Annotated in this window: 14 protein-coding genes; 9 read left to right on the forward strand and 5 right to left on the reverse strand. The window is 65.1% G+C overall.

From position 1 onward, the window contains the following. Nucleotides 1-50 precede the first annotated feature (50 nt). The gene (locus GQ651_RS15850) at nucleotides 51-797 is read right to left on the reverse strand and encodes an SDR family NAD(P)-dependent oxidoreductase (protein WP_319637468.1); all 747 of its coding nucleotides are present in this window, start codon (nucleotides 795-797) and stop codon (nucleotides 51-53) included. Continuing rightward, nucleotides 794-2,125, reverse strand: a complete 1,332-nt coding sequence (locus tag GQ651_RS15855) for a HupE/UreJ family protein (protein ID WP_227258305.1) — start codon at nucleotides 2,123-2,125, stop codon at nucleotides 794-796. Before GQ651_RS15855 ends, GQ651_RS15850 begins: the two co-directional genes overlap by 4 nt. A 109-nt stretch (nucleotides 2,126-2,234) precedes the next feature. Here GQ651_RS15855 and GQ651_RS15860 point away from each other — a divergent pair, with 109 nt between their 5' ends. After that, nucleotides 2,235-3,029, forward strand: a complete 795-nt coding sequence (locus GQ651_RS15860; protein WP_160765255.1) for a DUF4198 domain-containing protein — start codon at nucleotides 2,235-2,237, stop codon at nucleotides 3,027-3,029. A 4-nt stretch (nucleotides 3,030-3,033) separates the two neighbouring features. On the opposite strand, the gene GQ651_RS18990 is transcribed toward GQ651_RS15860, so the two are convergent. The 3 genes from GQ651_RS18990 to GQ651_RS15870 form a co-directional block, all read right to left on the reverse strand. Next, nucleotides 3,034-3,156: a hypothetical protein gene (locus GQ651_RS18990; RefSeq protein WP_264464714.1), complete on the reverse strand. Its 123-nt coding sequence runs from the start codon at nucleotides 3,154-3,156 to the stop codon at nucleotides 3,034-3,036. Nucleotides 3,157-3,294: 138 nt separating this feature from the next. Beyond that, nucleotides 3,295-4,062, reverse strand: a complete 768-nt coding sequence (gene truA, locus GQ651_RS15865) for a tRNA pseudouridine(38-40) synthase TruA (protein ID WP_160765256.1) — start codon at nucleotides 4,060-4,062, stop codon at nucleotides 3,295-3,297. 39 nt (nucleotides 4,063-4,101) lie between these two features. Further along, nucleotides 4,102-4,467, reverse strand: coding sequence for a cupin domain-containing protein (locus tag GQ651_RS15870; protein ID WP_160765257.1), 366 nt, complete (start codon nucleotides 4,465-4,467; stop codon nucleotides 4,102-4,104). 128 nt (nucleotides 4,468-4,595) lie between these two features. On the opposite strand from GQ651_RS15870, the gene GQ651_RS15875 reads away from it, so the two are divergent. The 8 genes from GQ651_RS15875 (at nucleotide 4,596) to lysA (ending at nucleotide 15,664) form a co-directional block, all read left to right on the forward strand. Beyond that, nucleotides 4,596-6,011 (forward strand): YcjX family GTP-binding protein, encoded by a 1,416-nt coding sequence (locus GQ651_RS15875; RefSeq protein ID WP_160765258.1) that lies wholly within the window; start codon nucleotides 4,596-4,598, stop codon nucleotides 6,009-6,011. After that, on the forward strand, nucleotides 6,008-6,454 hold the full coding sequence (locus GQ651_RS15880) for a GNAT family N-acetyltransferase (RefSeq protein WP_160765259.1): 447 nt from the start codon (nucleotides 6,008-6,010) through the stop codon (nucleotides 6,452-6,454). The genes GQ651_RS15875 and GQ651_RS15880 overlap by 4 nt, the downstream gene beginning before the upstream one ends. Further along, entirely contained in the window at nucleotides 6,447-7,463 is a 1,017-nt protein-coding gene (locus GQ651_RS15885) for a YcjF family protein (protein WP_160765260.1), read from the forward strand. Before GQ651_RS15880 ends, GQ651_RS15885 begins: the two co-directional genes overlap by 8 nt. A 17-nt stretch (nucleotides 7,464-7,480) precedes the next feature. Next, a complete protein-coding gene (locus GQ651_RS15890) occupies nucleotides 7,481-9,103 on the forward strand; it encodes an FAD-dependent oxidoreductase (RefSeq protein ID WP_160765261.1) in 1,623 nt (540 codons plus the stop codon). A 60-nt stretch (nucleotides 9,104-9,163) separates the two neighbouring features. Then, a complete protein-coding gene (locus tag GQ651_RS15895; RefSeq protein WP_160765262.1) occupies nucleotides 9,164-9,874 on the forward strand; it encodes a VIT1/CCC1 transporter family protein in 711 nt (236 codons plus the stop codon). A 313-nt stretch (nucleotides 9,875-10,187) separates the two neighbouring features. Next, nucleotides 10,188-11,078, forward strand: coding sequence for a helix-turn-helix domain-containing protein (locus GQ651_RS15900; RefSeq protein WP_160765263.1), 891 nt, complete (start codon nucleotides 10,188-10,190; stop codon nucleotides 11,076-11,078). 192 nt (nucleotides 11,079-11,270) lie between these two features. Continuing rightward, nucleotides 11,271-14,177 (forward strand): isoleucine--tRNA ligase, encoded by a 2,907-nt coding sequence (gene ileS / locus GQ651_RS15905; RefSeq protein ID WP_160765264.1) that lies wholly within the window; start codon nucleotides 11,271-11,273, stop codon nucleotides 14,175-14,177. A gap of 209 nt (nucleotides 14,178-14,386) precedes the next feature. Further along, the gene (gene lysA, locus GQ651_RS15910; protein WP_160765265.1) at nucleotides 14,387-15,664 is read left to right on the forward strand and encodes a diaminopimelate decarboxylase; all 1,278 of its coding nucleotides are present in this window, start codon (nucleotides 14,387-14,389) and stop codon (nucleotides 15,662-15,664) included. Nucleotides 15,665-15,670: the final 6 nt, after the last annotated feature.

Consider the following 15,670-nt stretch of genomic DNA (forward strand, 5'->3'; position numbering starts at 1 on the left):
CCGGATTCGTGCGCCGACCGCACCCTGTCCGGCAGAGAACCGCCACCCGGTCAGCTCCGAAGCGCGGGAAGGCCGATGCCAGTCGCTTCGAACCCTCCATCGGCGGCAAGGACCTGACCGGTGATGTAGCTGGCCTTTTCAGAGCAAAGGAAGACGATGGCTTCTGCGATTTCGCGCTCGCTTCCGTATCGCGCCAGCGGGATCGCGTCGTGATAGGCGTCGATGATCGCCTGGCTGTGAACCGCCATGGCGAGCTTGGTCCGGACCGGCCCGGGCGCGACGCAATTCACGCGGATGCCGTATTCGCCCAGTTCGACGGCCTGTTGCTTGGATAACTGGATGACGGCGGCTTTCGATGTCCCATAGGCCACGCGGAGGGTCGAGGCGCGGAGGCCGGAGATGGACGCGATATTGACCACTGCGCCTTTGGTTTCCTTGAGGGCGGATGTGGCGGCCTGCGTGCAAAGAAACGGCCCGTCGAGATTGGTGGCCATGACGGTGCGCCAGCGGTCGAAGCCGGTCTCTTCGATGGGGCCGAAATCGGCAACGCCGGCATTGTTCACCAGCGCGTCGATCCGCCCGAAATGGGACAGCGTTTCCTCGACCATGCCTTCGACCGAGACCGGGTCCGACACGTCGCAGTCGATGCCGTGCACCCGGTCGAATGTGGCAACGGCATCGGCCAGCGCCTCGCCGTCGCGGTCCACCATCGCGACTTGCCAGCCCGCCTCGACAAAAAGCTCGGTCGTGGCCAGCCCGATCCCTCGGGCCGCGCCCGTGACGATAGCCGTCTTCACGCCAGTGCACCCGGCATGTCGGCGCCGCCAAGCGACTGCATCCGGATGGCCAGGACCCAGACGCCCGCGATGACAAGGCTGAGAATCCATGCGCCCGAAGTGAAGGTCGCGACCAGCGCCAGGAACAGCGCGAAGGACGTCGCCATCCCGCTTGCCTCGCGGAGCGTGTCCGAGTTTGTCGCCATGACGAGGATGGTCAGAACGACCGCCAGACCGGCTGCTGCCAGCGTCACGGTCGTTGCCGGGAAGCCGCCCTCGGTCAGCATCGAGAAGGGCGCCCACGCCCCGTCGACCCCGATCATGCCGGTCCGCTCAAGTACCCAGAAGGCCGCGATCAGCGCGATCCCGACAGACACCGGTCCGGCGATCCGCCGCTTGTACCATTCGTGGTTCCCGAAGAGGACACCGAAGGCGATATAGGCCGCGGCGATCACCGAAAGCTGTCCCAGCTCCACGCCGATATTGAAGCCGATGAGCTTCGGGATGAAGTTATCCGCGCCAAGGCCGAAGTCCTGCAGAACGCTGGCAAAGCCCAGACCGTGCAGAAGCCCGAAGCAGAAGACGACGAACGGCCGCCAGGGCGTCAGCCCGCGCGATAGCACGTTCTCGATCCCGACATAGACGATGGAGGCCGCGATCAGCGGCTCGACGATATCGGGCGATATCCGCACGATATCGAGCGCGCCGAGCGCGAGTGTGACCGTATGGGCCAGCGTGAAGGCCGTGACCTGCCACAGAAGCGCGCCCATCCGCAGGGCAAGAAAAAACAGCCCCAGCACGAAAAGGATATGGTCAAGCCCGAGCGGGATGATGTGGTCGAATCCCACGCCGATATAATCGACGAAAGCCTCGCCCGCGGTCTGATCCGTCGCACCGAGACGCGGGATTTCGTCCGAAAGCTGGCCGCCGATCAGAAACGCGGAATAGCCGCCCTCGACGCCCGGCTGGCGCACGACGAGAGGTCCGAGAGACGCGTCCCAGCCCACGACCACCGGCGCTCCGCCCTCGGGAAGTGCGCCAGACAGGATGACGCGGGATGTCCGCGCATCCTCGACATTGCCCACCTCCGGCACATCCATCGATTGGATATCGAGCGCGATGTCCTCGCCACCGCTTCGGAATGTCATCCGCTCGCGAATTTCGGGCCAGTCCTTGCGGAATTCCTCCGCCAGCGCGTCGGGTTCCAGAGCGCGTGCCGCGTCATAGGCGTCTGCGTTCTCGGCGTCATTCGTATCCTGAACCCCTTCGAGGTTCAGCCCGGCGACCCCGGCTTCCAGCGTCCAGTCAAGCTGCACCGTGATGCTGTCGGCACTGATATCCAGTCCCATTACAGCCGGTTGTACCTCGTGCGCGCTCGCGGAAGCGTGAAGCAGAACGCTTGACACCACCGCCGCAAGACACACCCTGACCCATGACACAAACAGACTGGCACCCGACATGAAACGCTCCCTCAGCATGGCACTTGCACTGGCATGTATCGCATTTTCCGCCGAAGGCCATGAGTTCTGGATCGATCCGGTCGAGCATCAAGTGGCGCCGGGCGCCAATATCGTGGCGGATTTGCGGGTCGGACAGGAATACGGTGGGTCGGCCTATTCTTACCTGCCGCCACGCTTCCGGCGCTTCGACTACGCGTTCGACGGTCAGGTGGCGCCGGTAGAAGGGCTGATCGGGGACCGCCCTGCCGTCACCATGGCGGCACCGGGCGAAGGGCTGGTAACGCTCATCCACGTCACGACGGATTCGCGGATCACATGGGACGATTTCGCGGATTTCGAGGCCTTCGTCGTCCACAAGGACGCCGAATGGACGCTTGAGCCGCATGAGTCGGGAGAGTTGTCGAAGGAAAAGGTCAGCGAGGTCTATTCGCGCTACGCCAAGTCTCTCGTGGGTGTGGGAAAAAGTGCAGGCTCCGACATCGAGGCCGGCCTTCTGACCGAGATCGTGGCGCTGGAGAACCCCTACACCGACGACACCTCCGATGGTGTCGATGTCAGGCTTCTCTATCAGGGCGAGCCGCGCGGCGACGAGCAGATCGAGATTTACCAGAAGACGCCCGAAGGCGAGGTGACCGTGTCGACCGTCCGGACTGATGACGACGGCGTCGCAAGTATCCCGGTCACGCCGGGCAATCGTTACATGCTGGATGCGGTCGTCCTGCGCCGCGCCGAAGGGCCTGAGATCTGGGAAAGCCTCTGGGCCAACCTGACCTTCGCCGTTCCCGCCGAATAATACCTTAGCGATCGAGCCGCCCGGTCGCGCGTTTTGGCAGGGCCAGCACAAAGAGATCCCGCAGCACCACGCAGGTCAGAACACCGGCGAGGGCAAGGTCGAGGGCGTATTGTGTCTCGGGCGTCATGGCCGGGTCTCCAATCTGTCGTTGATTTGACCAGACCATCGGAAACCGGCGCGCGAAGGACGCGGCCAAGGTCATTCACCGGCGAATTCTGGGCCGACTGTGGTGGAACGACGGCACATGTGCCGCACGCGCACCAATTCAGTCGAAAACGGGCGGATTGTATCCAACACCAGTCAGATACAGCCCGTCGGGCGGTGCCACGGGACCGCAGGCGGCGCGATCCCGCGCTGCCAGAGCCTCGGCCACGTCATTCGGCGCCCACGCGCCATGGCCCACACGCTCGAGCGTTCCAACCAGTGACCGCACCTGGTTGTGCAGGAAACTCCGCGCCCGGAAGGTCAGCCGGATCTCTGTGCCGCCTGGCGTGTCCTCTGCGGTGATCCCTATCTCGTCCAGCGTCTTCACCGGCGATTTGGCCTGACAGATCGAGGCGCGGAAGGTCGTAAAGTCGTGCTTGCCGATCAGGTGCGCCGCGCCTTCGCGCATGGCATCCACGTCGAGCGCGCCCTTGACCAGCCATGCCTTGCCCCGGTCATGGACCAGCGGCGCGCGGCGGCTGACGATCCGGAAGAGATAGCGCCGCTCATTGGCCGAAAAGCGGGCGTGCCAGTCGGGGTCCACCTGCACGCAGGCGGTGATCGCCACAGGCTCGGGCTTCAGGTGATAGTTCAGCGCCTCGGACAGTCGGAACGGCTCCCAGTCGCGCGCCATGTCGGCATGGGCCACCTGACCGGTCGCGTGGACCCCCGCATCGGTTCGGCCCGCTGCCGCGATGGAGGGCACGTCAGGCTCCAGACGCGCCAGCGCACGCTCGATCGCACCCTGCACCGAGGGCTGATCCGCCTGACGCTGCCAGCCCGCAAAGGGCTGACCGTCATACTCTATGAGGAACGCGTATCGCGGCATGGACGCGCCCTAGCGCGAATGATGGGCCGGGGGCAACTCTCAGGGATACTGGACGACGACGGCGTCGAAGGCCTCGTCGCTTACCACGCGGGTGTGGTGTCCCTCGCCATGGGTGTCCTCCATCCGCCAGACATCGCCTGGTCCGATGATCCGCTTTTCGCCATCGCTGGCCGTGACCTCGACCGCGCCGCTGCGGCAGACCAGCATTTGAGCGCGGGGGCTGGGATGCTTCGGTTCGTTCCAGCCTGCGGGAAGGCGGAGGAACACCGCCTGCGCCGCCGCCTCAGGCTCGGACAGGTGAATGTTCCCCGCGGGCGGAGCGAATTCGATCGGTGTCAATCCGACATGCACATCGGTCCAGTGGCTGACACCGGCCTCGTCAGCATAGAGCAGCTGATATTTCATTGTCTCACTCCGCAGGATGTACCGGATGCTAGGGAACGCCGCGTCACCCTGACAAGCCTTTCCGGTGGTCACTGGCGCAATCGCCGCGCGGCTCCTATGTTCTGACACTGAGGAAAGAGGGCGCGGATTTGGTACTTGGTACGATCGCCGACGGTCTGACACGAGGTGTCGAGACAACGGTCAACACAGTCAGCGAAGCGTTTTTCGAGCCGGTGATCCGCCTGGGCGTTACCGGGCTAAGCCGTGCGGGCAAGACCGTGTTCATCACCTCGCTGGTTGCCAATCTGGTGCAGCGGGGCCGGATGCCCGCGCTGCGCGCTGCAGCCGATGGCCGCCTTCTGTCCGCCTGGCTTCAGCCTCAGCCCGACGACACCGTGCCCCGCTTCCCTTACGAGGATCACCTGGCCCGGATCACAGGACCGGAGCCCACTTGGCCCGAAGGCACGACCGGCATCAGCGAGTTGCGCCTCTCGCTTCGGGTAAAGCCGGACGGATTGCTCGGCGGGCTGTCGGGCCCGCGCACGATCCACCTGGATATCGTGGACTATCCCGGCGAGTGGCTTCTCGATCTTGCGCTTCTGGATGTGGATTTCGAGACGTGGTCCAAATCCGTTCTCGAAAAGATCGCCAACCGGGATCAGGCCGCCCCGTTCCGAGCGCTGCTGGAGCAGACGGACCCGACCGCGAAACTGGACGAACCCACCGCCCAGAGGCTTGCCGAAGCCTTCACCGGCTACCTGACCGAGGCACGGGAGGCGGGGTATTCCGACTGCACCCCCGGCCGGTTCCTGTTGCCGGGGGACCTGCGCGGCTCGCCCGTTCTGACATTCGCGCCCCTGCCACCCTCTGACGCCGGGCGCGGGACACTGGCCCGAGAGTTCGCCCGCCGCTTCGACGCCTACAAACGCGAGGTCGTGCGCCCCTTCTTTCGTGACCACTTTTCCCGGATCGACCGGCAGATCGTCCTCGTCGACGTGCTTGGCGCCATTCACGCGGGTCCGAAGGCGGTCGAGGATCTGCGCATCGCCCTCTCGGACATCCTTGCGGCCTTCCGGCCCGGCAAGAACGCATTTCTGTCGCAGATCTTCCTCGGCAAGCGGGTCGAGAAGATCCTCTTCGCCGCCACCAAGGCCGACCACCTGCACAACAGTCAGCACGCCAGCCTGACGGCGATCGCCGATGCGCTTCTGACCGACGCCCGTGCCCGCGCGGATTTCGCGGGTGCCGAGACGCGCGCCATGTCCATCGCGGCGCTGAGATCCACTACCGAGGACCGCATCAGTCGCGATGGCCGTGAGCTGGACGTCGTGCGTGGCCGGTTGCTGGACGGTGGGCGGCACGCCGCCTTCTATCCCGGTCGTCTGCCGGAAGACCCCGCCCGCCTGCTGACCCCGGCGCGGCAGGGGGCCGAAGCGTGGCTTGACGCGGATTATGGCGTGATGACGTTTGCGCCCGAGCCGCTGACGCTGAAGCCCGGCGACGGGCCGCCCCATATCCGTCTCGACCGCGCCGCCGAGTTCCTGATCGGGGACCGCCTCAGATGAGGACGACAAGGCCCGCCCGCGCCGAAGATGCGCCCCGGCTTACCGGAATCCTGTCCGACTGGATCGAAGAAACAGCTTGGATGCCCCGGCTTCACAGCAGGACTGACACGCTTGCCTTCGTCCGTGACATGATCCACGGCGGCGGCGTCGATGTGCTCTGCGACGGGGAAAGAGCCCACGGCTTCCTTCAGGAAACCGGCGGCCATATCTCGGCCCTCTACCTTGCACCTTCCGCGCGGGGCCAGGGGGGTGGCGTGATGCTGCTCGACGCGGCCAAGGCGCGGTCGGACAGGCTCGATCTCTGGACCTTCGCCGCGAACACCGGCGCGCGGCGTTTCTATCGCCGCGAGGGGTTCGTCGAGACCGATACGAGCTCCGACAATGATGAAGGTCTGCCTGACGTGCGGATGCAGTGGGCGAAAGAGGACACGACCGATGGATAACCGCCGCGACGGACCCGTCCTGATCGAACTGGACGACGCCCCCCGGCCCAGCCCGGCCGAGGCGCCACCGATCGAGGATGACGGTACCCGGCCGACCGGGCAGGCCATGCACACAGTCGCCGCCATCGCCGCGCGGCGGCCGTCACGGCTAACCCGCTGGTTCTGGCAGCTTCTGACCGCCGTGGTCGTCTTTTTCGTTTCCGTCGCGCTTTGGGACTGGGTGACGTCTCTGGTCCAGCGGAACGAGGTTCTGGGCTGGGCGGCGCTTGGTCTCGTCGGGCTGTTCCTCGCGGTCTGCCTTGCGATCATCCTGCGCGAAGCGGCGGCGCTGACACGGCTCAAGCGGATCGAGCATCTCCACATCGAAGCCGAGCGCGTGCTTGCGGACGGCGATCTGGCCGCCGCGCGCGCCCTCGTCGGCAAGCTGAAAAGCCACTATGCCGGGCGAGAGGACATGCGCTGGGGGCTTGACCGGCTGGCCAAGTCGGATGCCGATGTCTTCGACGCTGACGCGGCCCTCGCCCTGGCCGAGGATGCGCTTCTGACCCCGCTCGACGCGCTTGCAAGGCGCGAGGTCGAGGCGGCGGCGCGGCAGGTTGCGACTGTAACGGCGCTTGTTCCGCTCGCCTTCGCTGATGTGGCGGCGGCGCTCACCTCCAATCTCAGGATGATCCGCCGGATCGCGGAAATCTACGGCGGGCGCTCGGGCACGCTCGGCACCTGGCGGCTGACACGCGCGGTCATCACGCACCTCGTGGCGACGGGTGCGGTCGCCGTGGGCGATGACCTGATCTCGTCGGTGGGCGGCGGTCACCTTTTGTCGAAGCTCTCGCGCCGTTTCGGTGAGGGCCTGGTCAACGGTGCCCTGACCGCGCGAGTCGGTGTCGCCGCGATCGAGGTCTGCCGCCCGCTGCCGTTCCTGCAGGCGAAGAGGCCCCGCGTGACGGCGCTGGTGCAACGCGCCCTGACAGGGCTTTTCGACCGCGACGGCACGCCGGGCGCGTCCTGAGAAAAGGTATCTGAGACATGGAATCTCTTGCAGACGACCTGAAAACCATGACCTTCACGCCGCTGGCGGACGAGCATGTCCGCGCGATCCGGCGTATCGCGGAAGAGGTCCAGTTCGCCGAGGGGGACATGGTCGCCGAGGTCGGCACCCCCATGGAGCGGTTTATCTACGTGCTGGAAGGCGAAATCGAGGTGGTCGACCCCTGGACCGGCGAGAGGTACCTGCCGAATGCGCTTGGTCCCACGCAGTTCATGGGCGAAATCGCGTTTCTCAGCGGTGGGCGATACACGCTGCCGATGCGTGCCGCCAAGCCCACCCGCGTGCTCTCGGCCCCGCGCGAGGACATGCTCGCTCTGATGTCGCGCGTGCCGGAACTCAGCGACCACATCATCACGGTCTTCGCCGCCCGGCGCCGCCGGCAGCTCGAACAGAACGACAGCTCGCTCAAGCTGATCGGCGCGGATGTCGACCGGAACATTCGCCGCATCGCCAGTTTCGCCGCGCGGAACCGGATTCCCTACCAATCGGTCGATCTCGAAAGCGAGGCCGCCGGGGAACTGGTCGAGGAATGCAATCTCTCCGACCATGGCCCTGCGGTGATTTTCGGCCGTGACCGTGCGCTGTCCGAGCCGACGCCGATGAAGGTCGCTGAACTTCTGGGCCTGGCGCTCGATGCCGACGCCGAAACGGTATTCGACGTGATGATCGTGGGTGGCGGGCCTGCGGGCGTCGCGGCCGGGGTTTATGCCGGGGCGGAGGGGCTGAAGGCGCTGGTGGTCGAAGACATGGCCGTCGGCGGTCAGGCCGGCACATCGAGCCGGATCGAGAACTACATGGGCTTTCCTACCGGAATATCCGGCGCTGACCTGTGCTGGCGGGGCGAAGTGCAGGCCATGAAATTCGGCACCCGTTTCGCCGTGCCCCACCGGGCGCAGCGCCTGCACCGGGGCGACGACGGCATGTTCTGCGTCACGCTCGATGACGGCCGCGAGCTTTGCGCCAAGTCCGTCGTGGTCGCCACGGGTGTCCAATACCGCCGGCTTCCCATCGAGGGGCTGGAGGCCTTCGAGGGCGCGGGCATCTACTATGCCGCCACCGATGTCGAGGCGCGGTTCTGCAGTGGTACCGAAGCGGTCGTGATCGGCGGCGGCAACTCGGCGGGGCAGGCGGCGATGTTTCTCAGCCGAAGCGCCAAACACGTGCATGTGCTCGTGCGGGGACGGTCGCTTGCATCATCGATGTCGGACTACCTTCTCAGCCGGCTGGAAAAGGACCCGCGCATCACGATCCACTACAATACCGAGATGACGGCGCTTGAAGGCGACGACACGCTGGAATGTGTGACAATCCGCGATAAGCGCGCCGGCGAAGACTGGACGGTCAATACCAGGGCTGTCTTCGTCATGGTGGGCGCTGCACCGAATACAGACTGGCTATCCGATATCGTGAAACTGAACGAACAGGGCTTTGTCATGACTGGTCCCGAGGTCGGCGCGAAGTCCTCCTACGAGACGTCCGAGCCCGGCGTCTTTGCCGTTGGCGACGTGCGCGCACAGTCGGTCAAGCGCGTCGCATCCGCCGTTGGCGAAGGCTCTGTTGTGATGTCCAGCGTGTGGGAATACGTAGACGCCTTGGATTGATCGAGCGCAATGCGCGCTTGAAGACGGCCGGGGCACCCTGCCGCGAGCAGGAGACGCCCGATGCTTGAACACGACCACGATCTTCCGTCCATCCGCGAACGGCTGGCAGGCCCTCGCCGGGTCTCCTATCTGAGGGACGCAGTCTTCGGGGCCATTGACGGTGCGGTGACGACTTTCGCCATCGTCGCCGGCGTTGTCGGGGCAAACCTGCCCTTCAAGGTCATCGTGGCGCTCGGGATCGCCAACGTGCTCGCCGACGGCTTCTCGATGGCGGCGGGCAACTATTCCGGGACCAAGGCCGAGCTCGACGAGGCCATGCGCCTGCGCGAGATCGAGGAACGGCACATCCGCCTCGCGCCCGAGGGCGAGAAGGCTGAACTTCGCGAGATTCTGGCGTCGAAGGGATTGGAAGGCGACGTGCTGACCGCCGCGACCGAAGCAATCGCCTCGGACCGGAAGCGCTGGATCGACATGATGCTGGTCGAGGAATACGGCCTTTCGCCCGTCGATCCGCATCCGATGCGCGCGGCGATTGCGACATTCGCGGCCTTCCTTGTCGCGGGAATGGTGCCGCTCCTTCCCTACCTGTTCGGTCTTTCCGACCCATTCCGCCTGTCGATCTGGGCCACGGGCGTTACCTTCTTCGCTGTGGGCGCGATCAAATCGCGCTGGAGCCTTGCGCCCTGGTGGCGTTCGGGGATCGAGACGCTTCTGATCGGGGGCGTGGCTGCATTCATCGCATATTTCGTCGGAACACTCTTCAGGGCCTGATACGCATCGGGCGGGCATCGCCTGAGGGCGCGGCCCGGCTTGCGGTTTGTATGGGGGCGGAAATCGTCCTCGGCGCCGCGGGCCGCGTCAATGCTTTGGCAGGCGGCTTTCGGAACAGGTGCTGCGCTGACGAAAAGGGCAAGAAAGCGGTGCATCATGGGGCCTCCGTCTGGTGTCACGAAGCACCGTCTCACTGTGCGGGACGCGCGCCCACGGCCTTGAACCGCAAGCACCCGTAAGCGACCCGTAAGTCCCTTGGCAGGCGCGGGCGGCTCGGCCATCCTGTCGGGGCAACGAGATGCGAGACTGAACGATGACCCCGACGTCCCTTTTCGCTCGGGAACTCAGAGCCTGGCGGACCAGAAACGGCAGGTTCGGACGCCTGACTCAAGAGAGCCTTGCCGACCTGCTCGGCGTCAGCGCCGAGGCGGTCAGCAAATACGAGCGCTCGCTTTCCTTCATACGCGGCGATCTCGAACCCCGTCTTGTCGAGCGTCTCGGATGGAGCCGGGACACCGTCCTTGCCTGCCGCGAGGATTGGGAGGGCCGTGCGGCATCGGAAGGAGCGGGGGGCCGTGCCTACAGGCTTCTCGACGATCAGTCGGTGAGCGAGGTTTTCGGATCGTGGCACGAGGCCGCAGTCGCGTCGCTCAGATTCGCGGAAGCCGCATTTCCCGACCTCCCCGAAGGTTTCGCGCCCTGTCACCCGACCTGGACGGACTTTTACGAAACCTTCACCGGCAATTGGGACGCGGTTCTTTCGGGCGACGAGATGGTCGCAAAGTGGAGCCTGCCTTTCTTGCTGCCCGAGGACGAGCAGGCCTTTCGCGAAGGGCGGCTTTTGGAAACCGACATGACCGCCGACCGCGTGCGCCGCGCGGTCCTGCCGGGCACGTATTTCGGCTATTGCCCCGCGCTTATCGTTGCGCCCGGGCACGAGGCGGCAAGCGCACCGCTTCTCGCTTCGTTCATCCGCTTTCTCGAGGATCATGCACGCAGGGACATCCTGCTCCACGGGATCGGGACGATTTCGGTCTCGGCAGGCGGGGCGCAGATCTGCCGCGACCTTGGCATGACGAAGCTCGGTACCCATGTCACTGACGGCAGCTACGGGATTTGGGAACTGCCGGGCAGCGCGATCCCCGCCAGCATCTTCGGCCGCAAAAGCCCGCTTCTGGCGCGCGCCTATTCCGCGATGACCTGAGCCGGCGCGCGCAATCGCGCCTTGCTCCCCGCCGAGGCCGTCCCTATAAGCCGCTCCATGATGTTTTCCGCCGCGATCATCATTCGAATTACGGGCCCGGCGCTCTGATCCATGAGCCGCCGGGTTTCAGGCGTTGAGTTTCTCCGCCGCCCCTCCGACATCCCCTGAAAAGCATTCCGAGGACACAAGACCATGTGTGCCGATACGCCCGACTACAAAGATACGCTGCACCTGCCCGAGACCGACTTTCCGATGCGCGCAGGGCTTCCCAACCGCGAACCCGACTGGCTGGCCCGGTGGGAGAAAATCGGCGTCTATAACCGCCTCCGCGAGAAAGAGGGCCGCAAGCCCTTCACGCTCCATGACGGCCCGCCCTATGCCAACGGTCACCTCCATATCGGCCACGCGCTGAACAAGATCCTCAAGGACTTCGTCGTCCGCTCGCAGCAGATGATGGGCCGCGATGCGCGCTACATCCCTGGCTGGGACTGCCATGGCCTTCCGATCGAGTGGAAGATCGAGGAGCAGTACCGCAAGAAGGGCAAGGACAAGGACGCGGTTGACGTGGTCGAGTTCCGCCAGGAATGCCGCCGCTTTGCGGAAGGCTGGATCGACATCCAGCGCGAGGAATTCAAGCGCCTCGGCGTCACCGGCAACTGGGGCGAACCGTACCTGACGATGGATTTCCACGCCGAGCGCGTGATCGCCGAGGAATTCCAGAAGTTCCTGATGAACGGTACGCTCTATCAGGGCTCGAAGCCCGTGATGTGGTCGCCCATCGAGCAGACCGCGCTGGCCGAGGCCGAGGTCGAGTATCACGACAAGGAAAGCTTCACGATCTGGGTGAAGTTCGAAGTGGTCGACGACAAGGGCGACCTTGCCGGCGCCAATGTGGTGATCTGGACGACCACGCCGTGGACCATTCCGTCGAACAAGGCGGTGGTCTATGGCTCGGAGTTCTCCTACGGCCTCTACGAGGTAACCGGCACGCCGGACGAATGCTGGGCCAGTGTGGGCGACCGCTACATCCTTGCCGACAAGCTGGCGGGCGACGTGTTCACGCGGGCGCGGCTGGACGACGGCATGTACAAGCGCGTTCGCGACGTGCCAGCCGATGAACTGGCCGGACTGTCCCTCAAGCACCCGCTTGCCGGGGCCGAGGGCGGGAATGGCGAATGGGACGACATCCGCGATTTCCGCGCCGCCGATTTCGTGACGGACGAGGAAGGCACGGGCTTTGTCCACTGCGCCCCGTCCCACGGGATGGAGGAGTACGAGCTTTACCGCGATCTGGGCATGCTGGAGCAGGTCATCACCTACAACGTGATGGATGACGGCTCTTTCCGCGAGGACCTGCCGTTCTTCGGTGGCAAATACATCCTGTCCCGCAAAGGCGGCGAGGGCGACGCGAACAAGGCCGTCATCGACAAACTGGTCGAGGTCGGCGGCCTTCTGGCTCGCGGCAAGATCAAGCACAGCTACCCGCATTCCTGGCGGTCGAAAGCGCCGGTGATCTACCGCAACACGCCCCAGTGGTTCGCCGCCATCGACAAGCCGGTGGGCGACGGTCAGGACACGTTCGGCAAGACGATCCGTGAGCGCGCGCTGACCGAGATCGACAATGTCACCTGGACCCCGAAATCGGGGCGCAACCGGCTTTACTCGATGATGGAGGCGCGCCCCGATTGGGTGCTGTCGCGCCAGCGCGCCTGGGGCGTGCCGCTGACGTGCTTCGTCAAGAAAGGGGCGCTGCCCACCGATCCCGAGTATCTCCTCCGGAACGAGGCGGTGAACGCCCGGATTCTGGAAGCCTTCGAGGCCGAAGGCGCGGATGCCTGGTACAAGCCCGGCGCGAAGGAGCGCTTCCTCGGCAATGACGTCAACGCCGCCGATTACGAACAGGTCTTCGATATTCTCGACGTCTGGTTCGATTCCGGCTCGACCCACGCTTTCGTGCTGCGCGATCGCGCGGACGGGTCCGACGACGGGATCGCGGATCTTTACCTCGAAGGGACCGACCAGCATCGCGGCTGGTTCCACTCGTCGCTTCTTCAGTCCTGCGGCACCAATGGCCGCGCGCCCTACCGGGGTGTGCTGACCCATGGCTTCACGCTGGACGAGAAGGGCAACAAGATGTCCAAGTCGCTCGGCAACACGATCGTGCCCGAAGAGGTGGTGAAGCAGTACGGCGCGGATATCCTCAGACTCTGGGTGGCGCAGACCGACTATACCGCCGACCAGCGGATCGGCCCTGAGATCCTGAAGGGCGTGGCCGACAGCTATCGCCGCCTCAGGAACACGATGCGGTTCCTTCTGGGCAACCTCACCGGGTTCTCGGAGGATGAGCGCATGGCGCCCGCCGAGATGCCCGAACTGGAGCGCTGGGTTCTGCACCGACTTGCCGAGCTGGATGAGCGGGTGCGCAAGGGCTATGACGCCTACGATTTCCAGGGCGTCTATCGGTCGCTCTTCGAGTTCGCGACCACGGACCTCTCGGCCTTCTATTTCGATATCCGGAAGGACGCGCTGTACTGCGACGGGGCGGACAGCCTGCGTCGCCGCGCGGCGCGCACCGTTCTGGACATCCTGTTCCACCGCCTGACCACGTGGCTTGCGCCGCTTCTGGTATTCACGATGGAAGACGTCTGGCTGAGCCGCTTCCCCGGTGACGAAGGGTCGGTCCACTTGCAGGATATTCCCGAGACCCCGTCGGATTGGCGCGACGAGGCGCTTGCCGCGAAATGGGCCGGCGTCCGGCAGGTCCGGCGCGCGGTGACAGCGGCGCTGGAAGTCGAGCGGCGCGAGAAGACGATCGGCGCGTCGCTGGAAGCGGCCCCGGTGGTCCATGTCGAGGACGACGCGGTGCGGGCCGCGCTGGGCACGGTGTCCTTCGAGGATATCTGCATCACCTCGGGGGTCGAGATCACAGGCGATCCTGCGCCTGCCGAAGCCTTCCGCCTGCCGGAAGTCCCGGGCGTGGGAGTGGTTTTTGAGCGGGCCGACGGCGACAAATGCCAGCGCTGCTGGAAGATCCTGCCAGATGTGGGGCGGCACGCCCATGACGCGGTCTGCGGGCGCTGCGACGCCGCGCTCGGGTGATCCGTACCGGCCGCGATTTTTTAGAAAAATCGGGGCCGGAAACATGTTTCCGGTTTTGCGCTTGCCTGTCGGCAATCGCGCTGGGCGAGGGGGCGCTGCCCCCTCGCGCTCCCCCGGAGTATTTCTAAACAGAAGAAGGCCCGGTCTGTCGTCTTGCTTGCGCTGAGGGCTGCCTCTCACTAAGACGCGCCGGTCAGGTAGGGCGTATCATGGATCATTTTCTGTACAAGGATGGCGTGCTGCACGCCGAGGATGTCCCGGTTGCCGAGATCGCGGCCGAGGTGGGCACACCGTTCTATGTCTATTCCAGGGCCACCCTGACACGGCATTTCCGGCTGTTCGACGAGGCCTTGGACGGGATGGAGCATCTTGTCTGCTATGCGATGAAGGCGAATTCGAACCAGGCGGTTCTGGCGGTCATGGCAAAGCTTGGCGCCGGGGTCGATGTGGTCTCGGGCGGGGAATACGCGCGCGCGAAGGCGGCCGGTTTCCCGGGCGAACGGATCGTGTTTTCCGGCGTCGGCAAGACCGTGGCCGAGATGGAGGCCGCACTGACCGGCGGTATCCGTCAGTTCAATGTGGAGAGCGAGCCCGAGCTTGCCCGGCTGTCGGGTGTGGCGACGCGGCTCGGCCTGACTGCGCCGGTGACCATCCGCGTGAACCCGGATGTCGATGCCAAGACCCATGAGAAGATCGCCACGGGCAAGTCCGAGAACAAGTTCGGCATCCCGATATCGCGTGCGCGCACGGTCTATGCCGAGGCGGCGGCGCTGCCGGGCATCGAGGTTGTCGGCATCGACGTCCATATCGGCAGCCAGCTTACCGATCTCGCCCCATTCGAGGCGGCCTATGTGAAAGTGGCCGAGCTGACCGAAACGCTGCGCGCGGATGGGCATGACATCCGGCGGCTGGACCTTGGGGGTGGGCTGGGTATCCCTTACGAGCGCTCGAACAGTGCGCCGCCGCTGCCGGTGGAATATGGCGATGTCGTCCGCCGGACCGTCGGGCATCTGGGCTGCGAGATCGAGATCGAGCCGGGCCGGCTGATCGCCGGGAATGCGGGGCTTCTTGTCAGCGAGGTCATCTACGTGAAGTCAGGTGAGGACCGGGAATTCCTGATCCTCGACGCCGCGATGAACGACCTGATCCGACCCGCCATGTACGGCGCCTATCACGAGATCGTTCCGGTGATCGAGGCGCCTGCAGGGGCAGAGACAACGACCTATGACATCGTCGGCCCGGTCTGCGAATCCGGTGATACCTTTACCAAGGGGCGGGCGATGCCCTCTCTGGCAGCCGGCGACCTTGTCGCCTTCCGGTCGGCGGGCGCTTACGGTGCGGTCATGTCGTCGGAATACAATACGCGGCCGCTGATCCCGGAAGTGCTGGTCGATGGGCATCAATTCGCCGTCATTCGGGCCCGTCCGACCTTTGACGACATCATAAATCGAGATACCATCCCTCACTGGTTGGAGGATCCGGCATAACCCGGG

Origin of the sequence: Kangsaoukella pontilimi (assembly GCF_009830125.1) — a bacterium.
GTDB classification, from domain to species: Bacteria; Pseudomonadota; Alphaproteobacteria; order Rhodobacterales; family Rhodobacteraceae; genus Kangsaoukella; species Kangsaoukella pontilimi.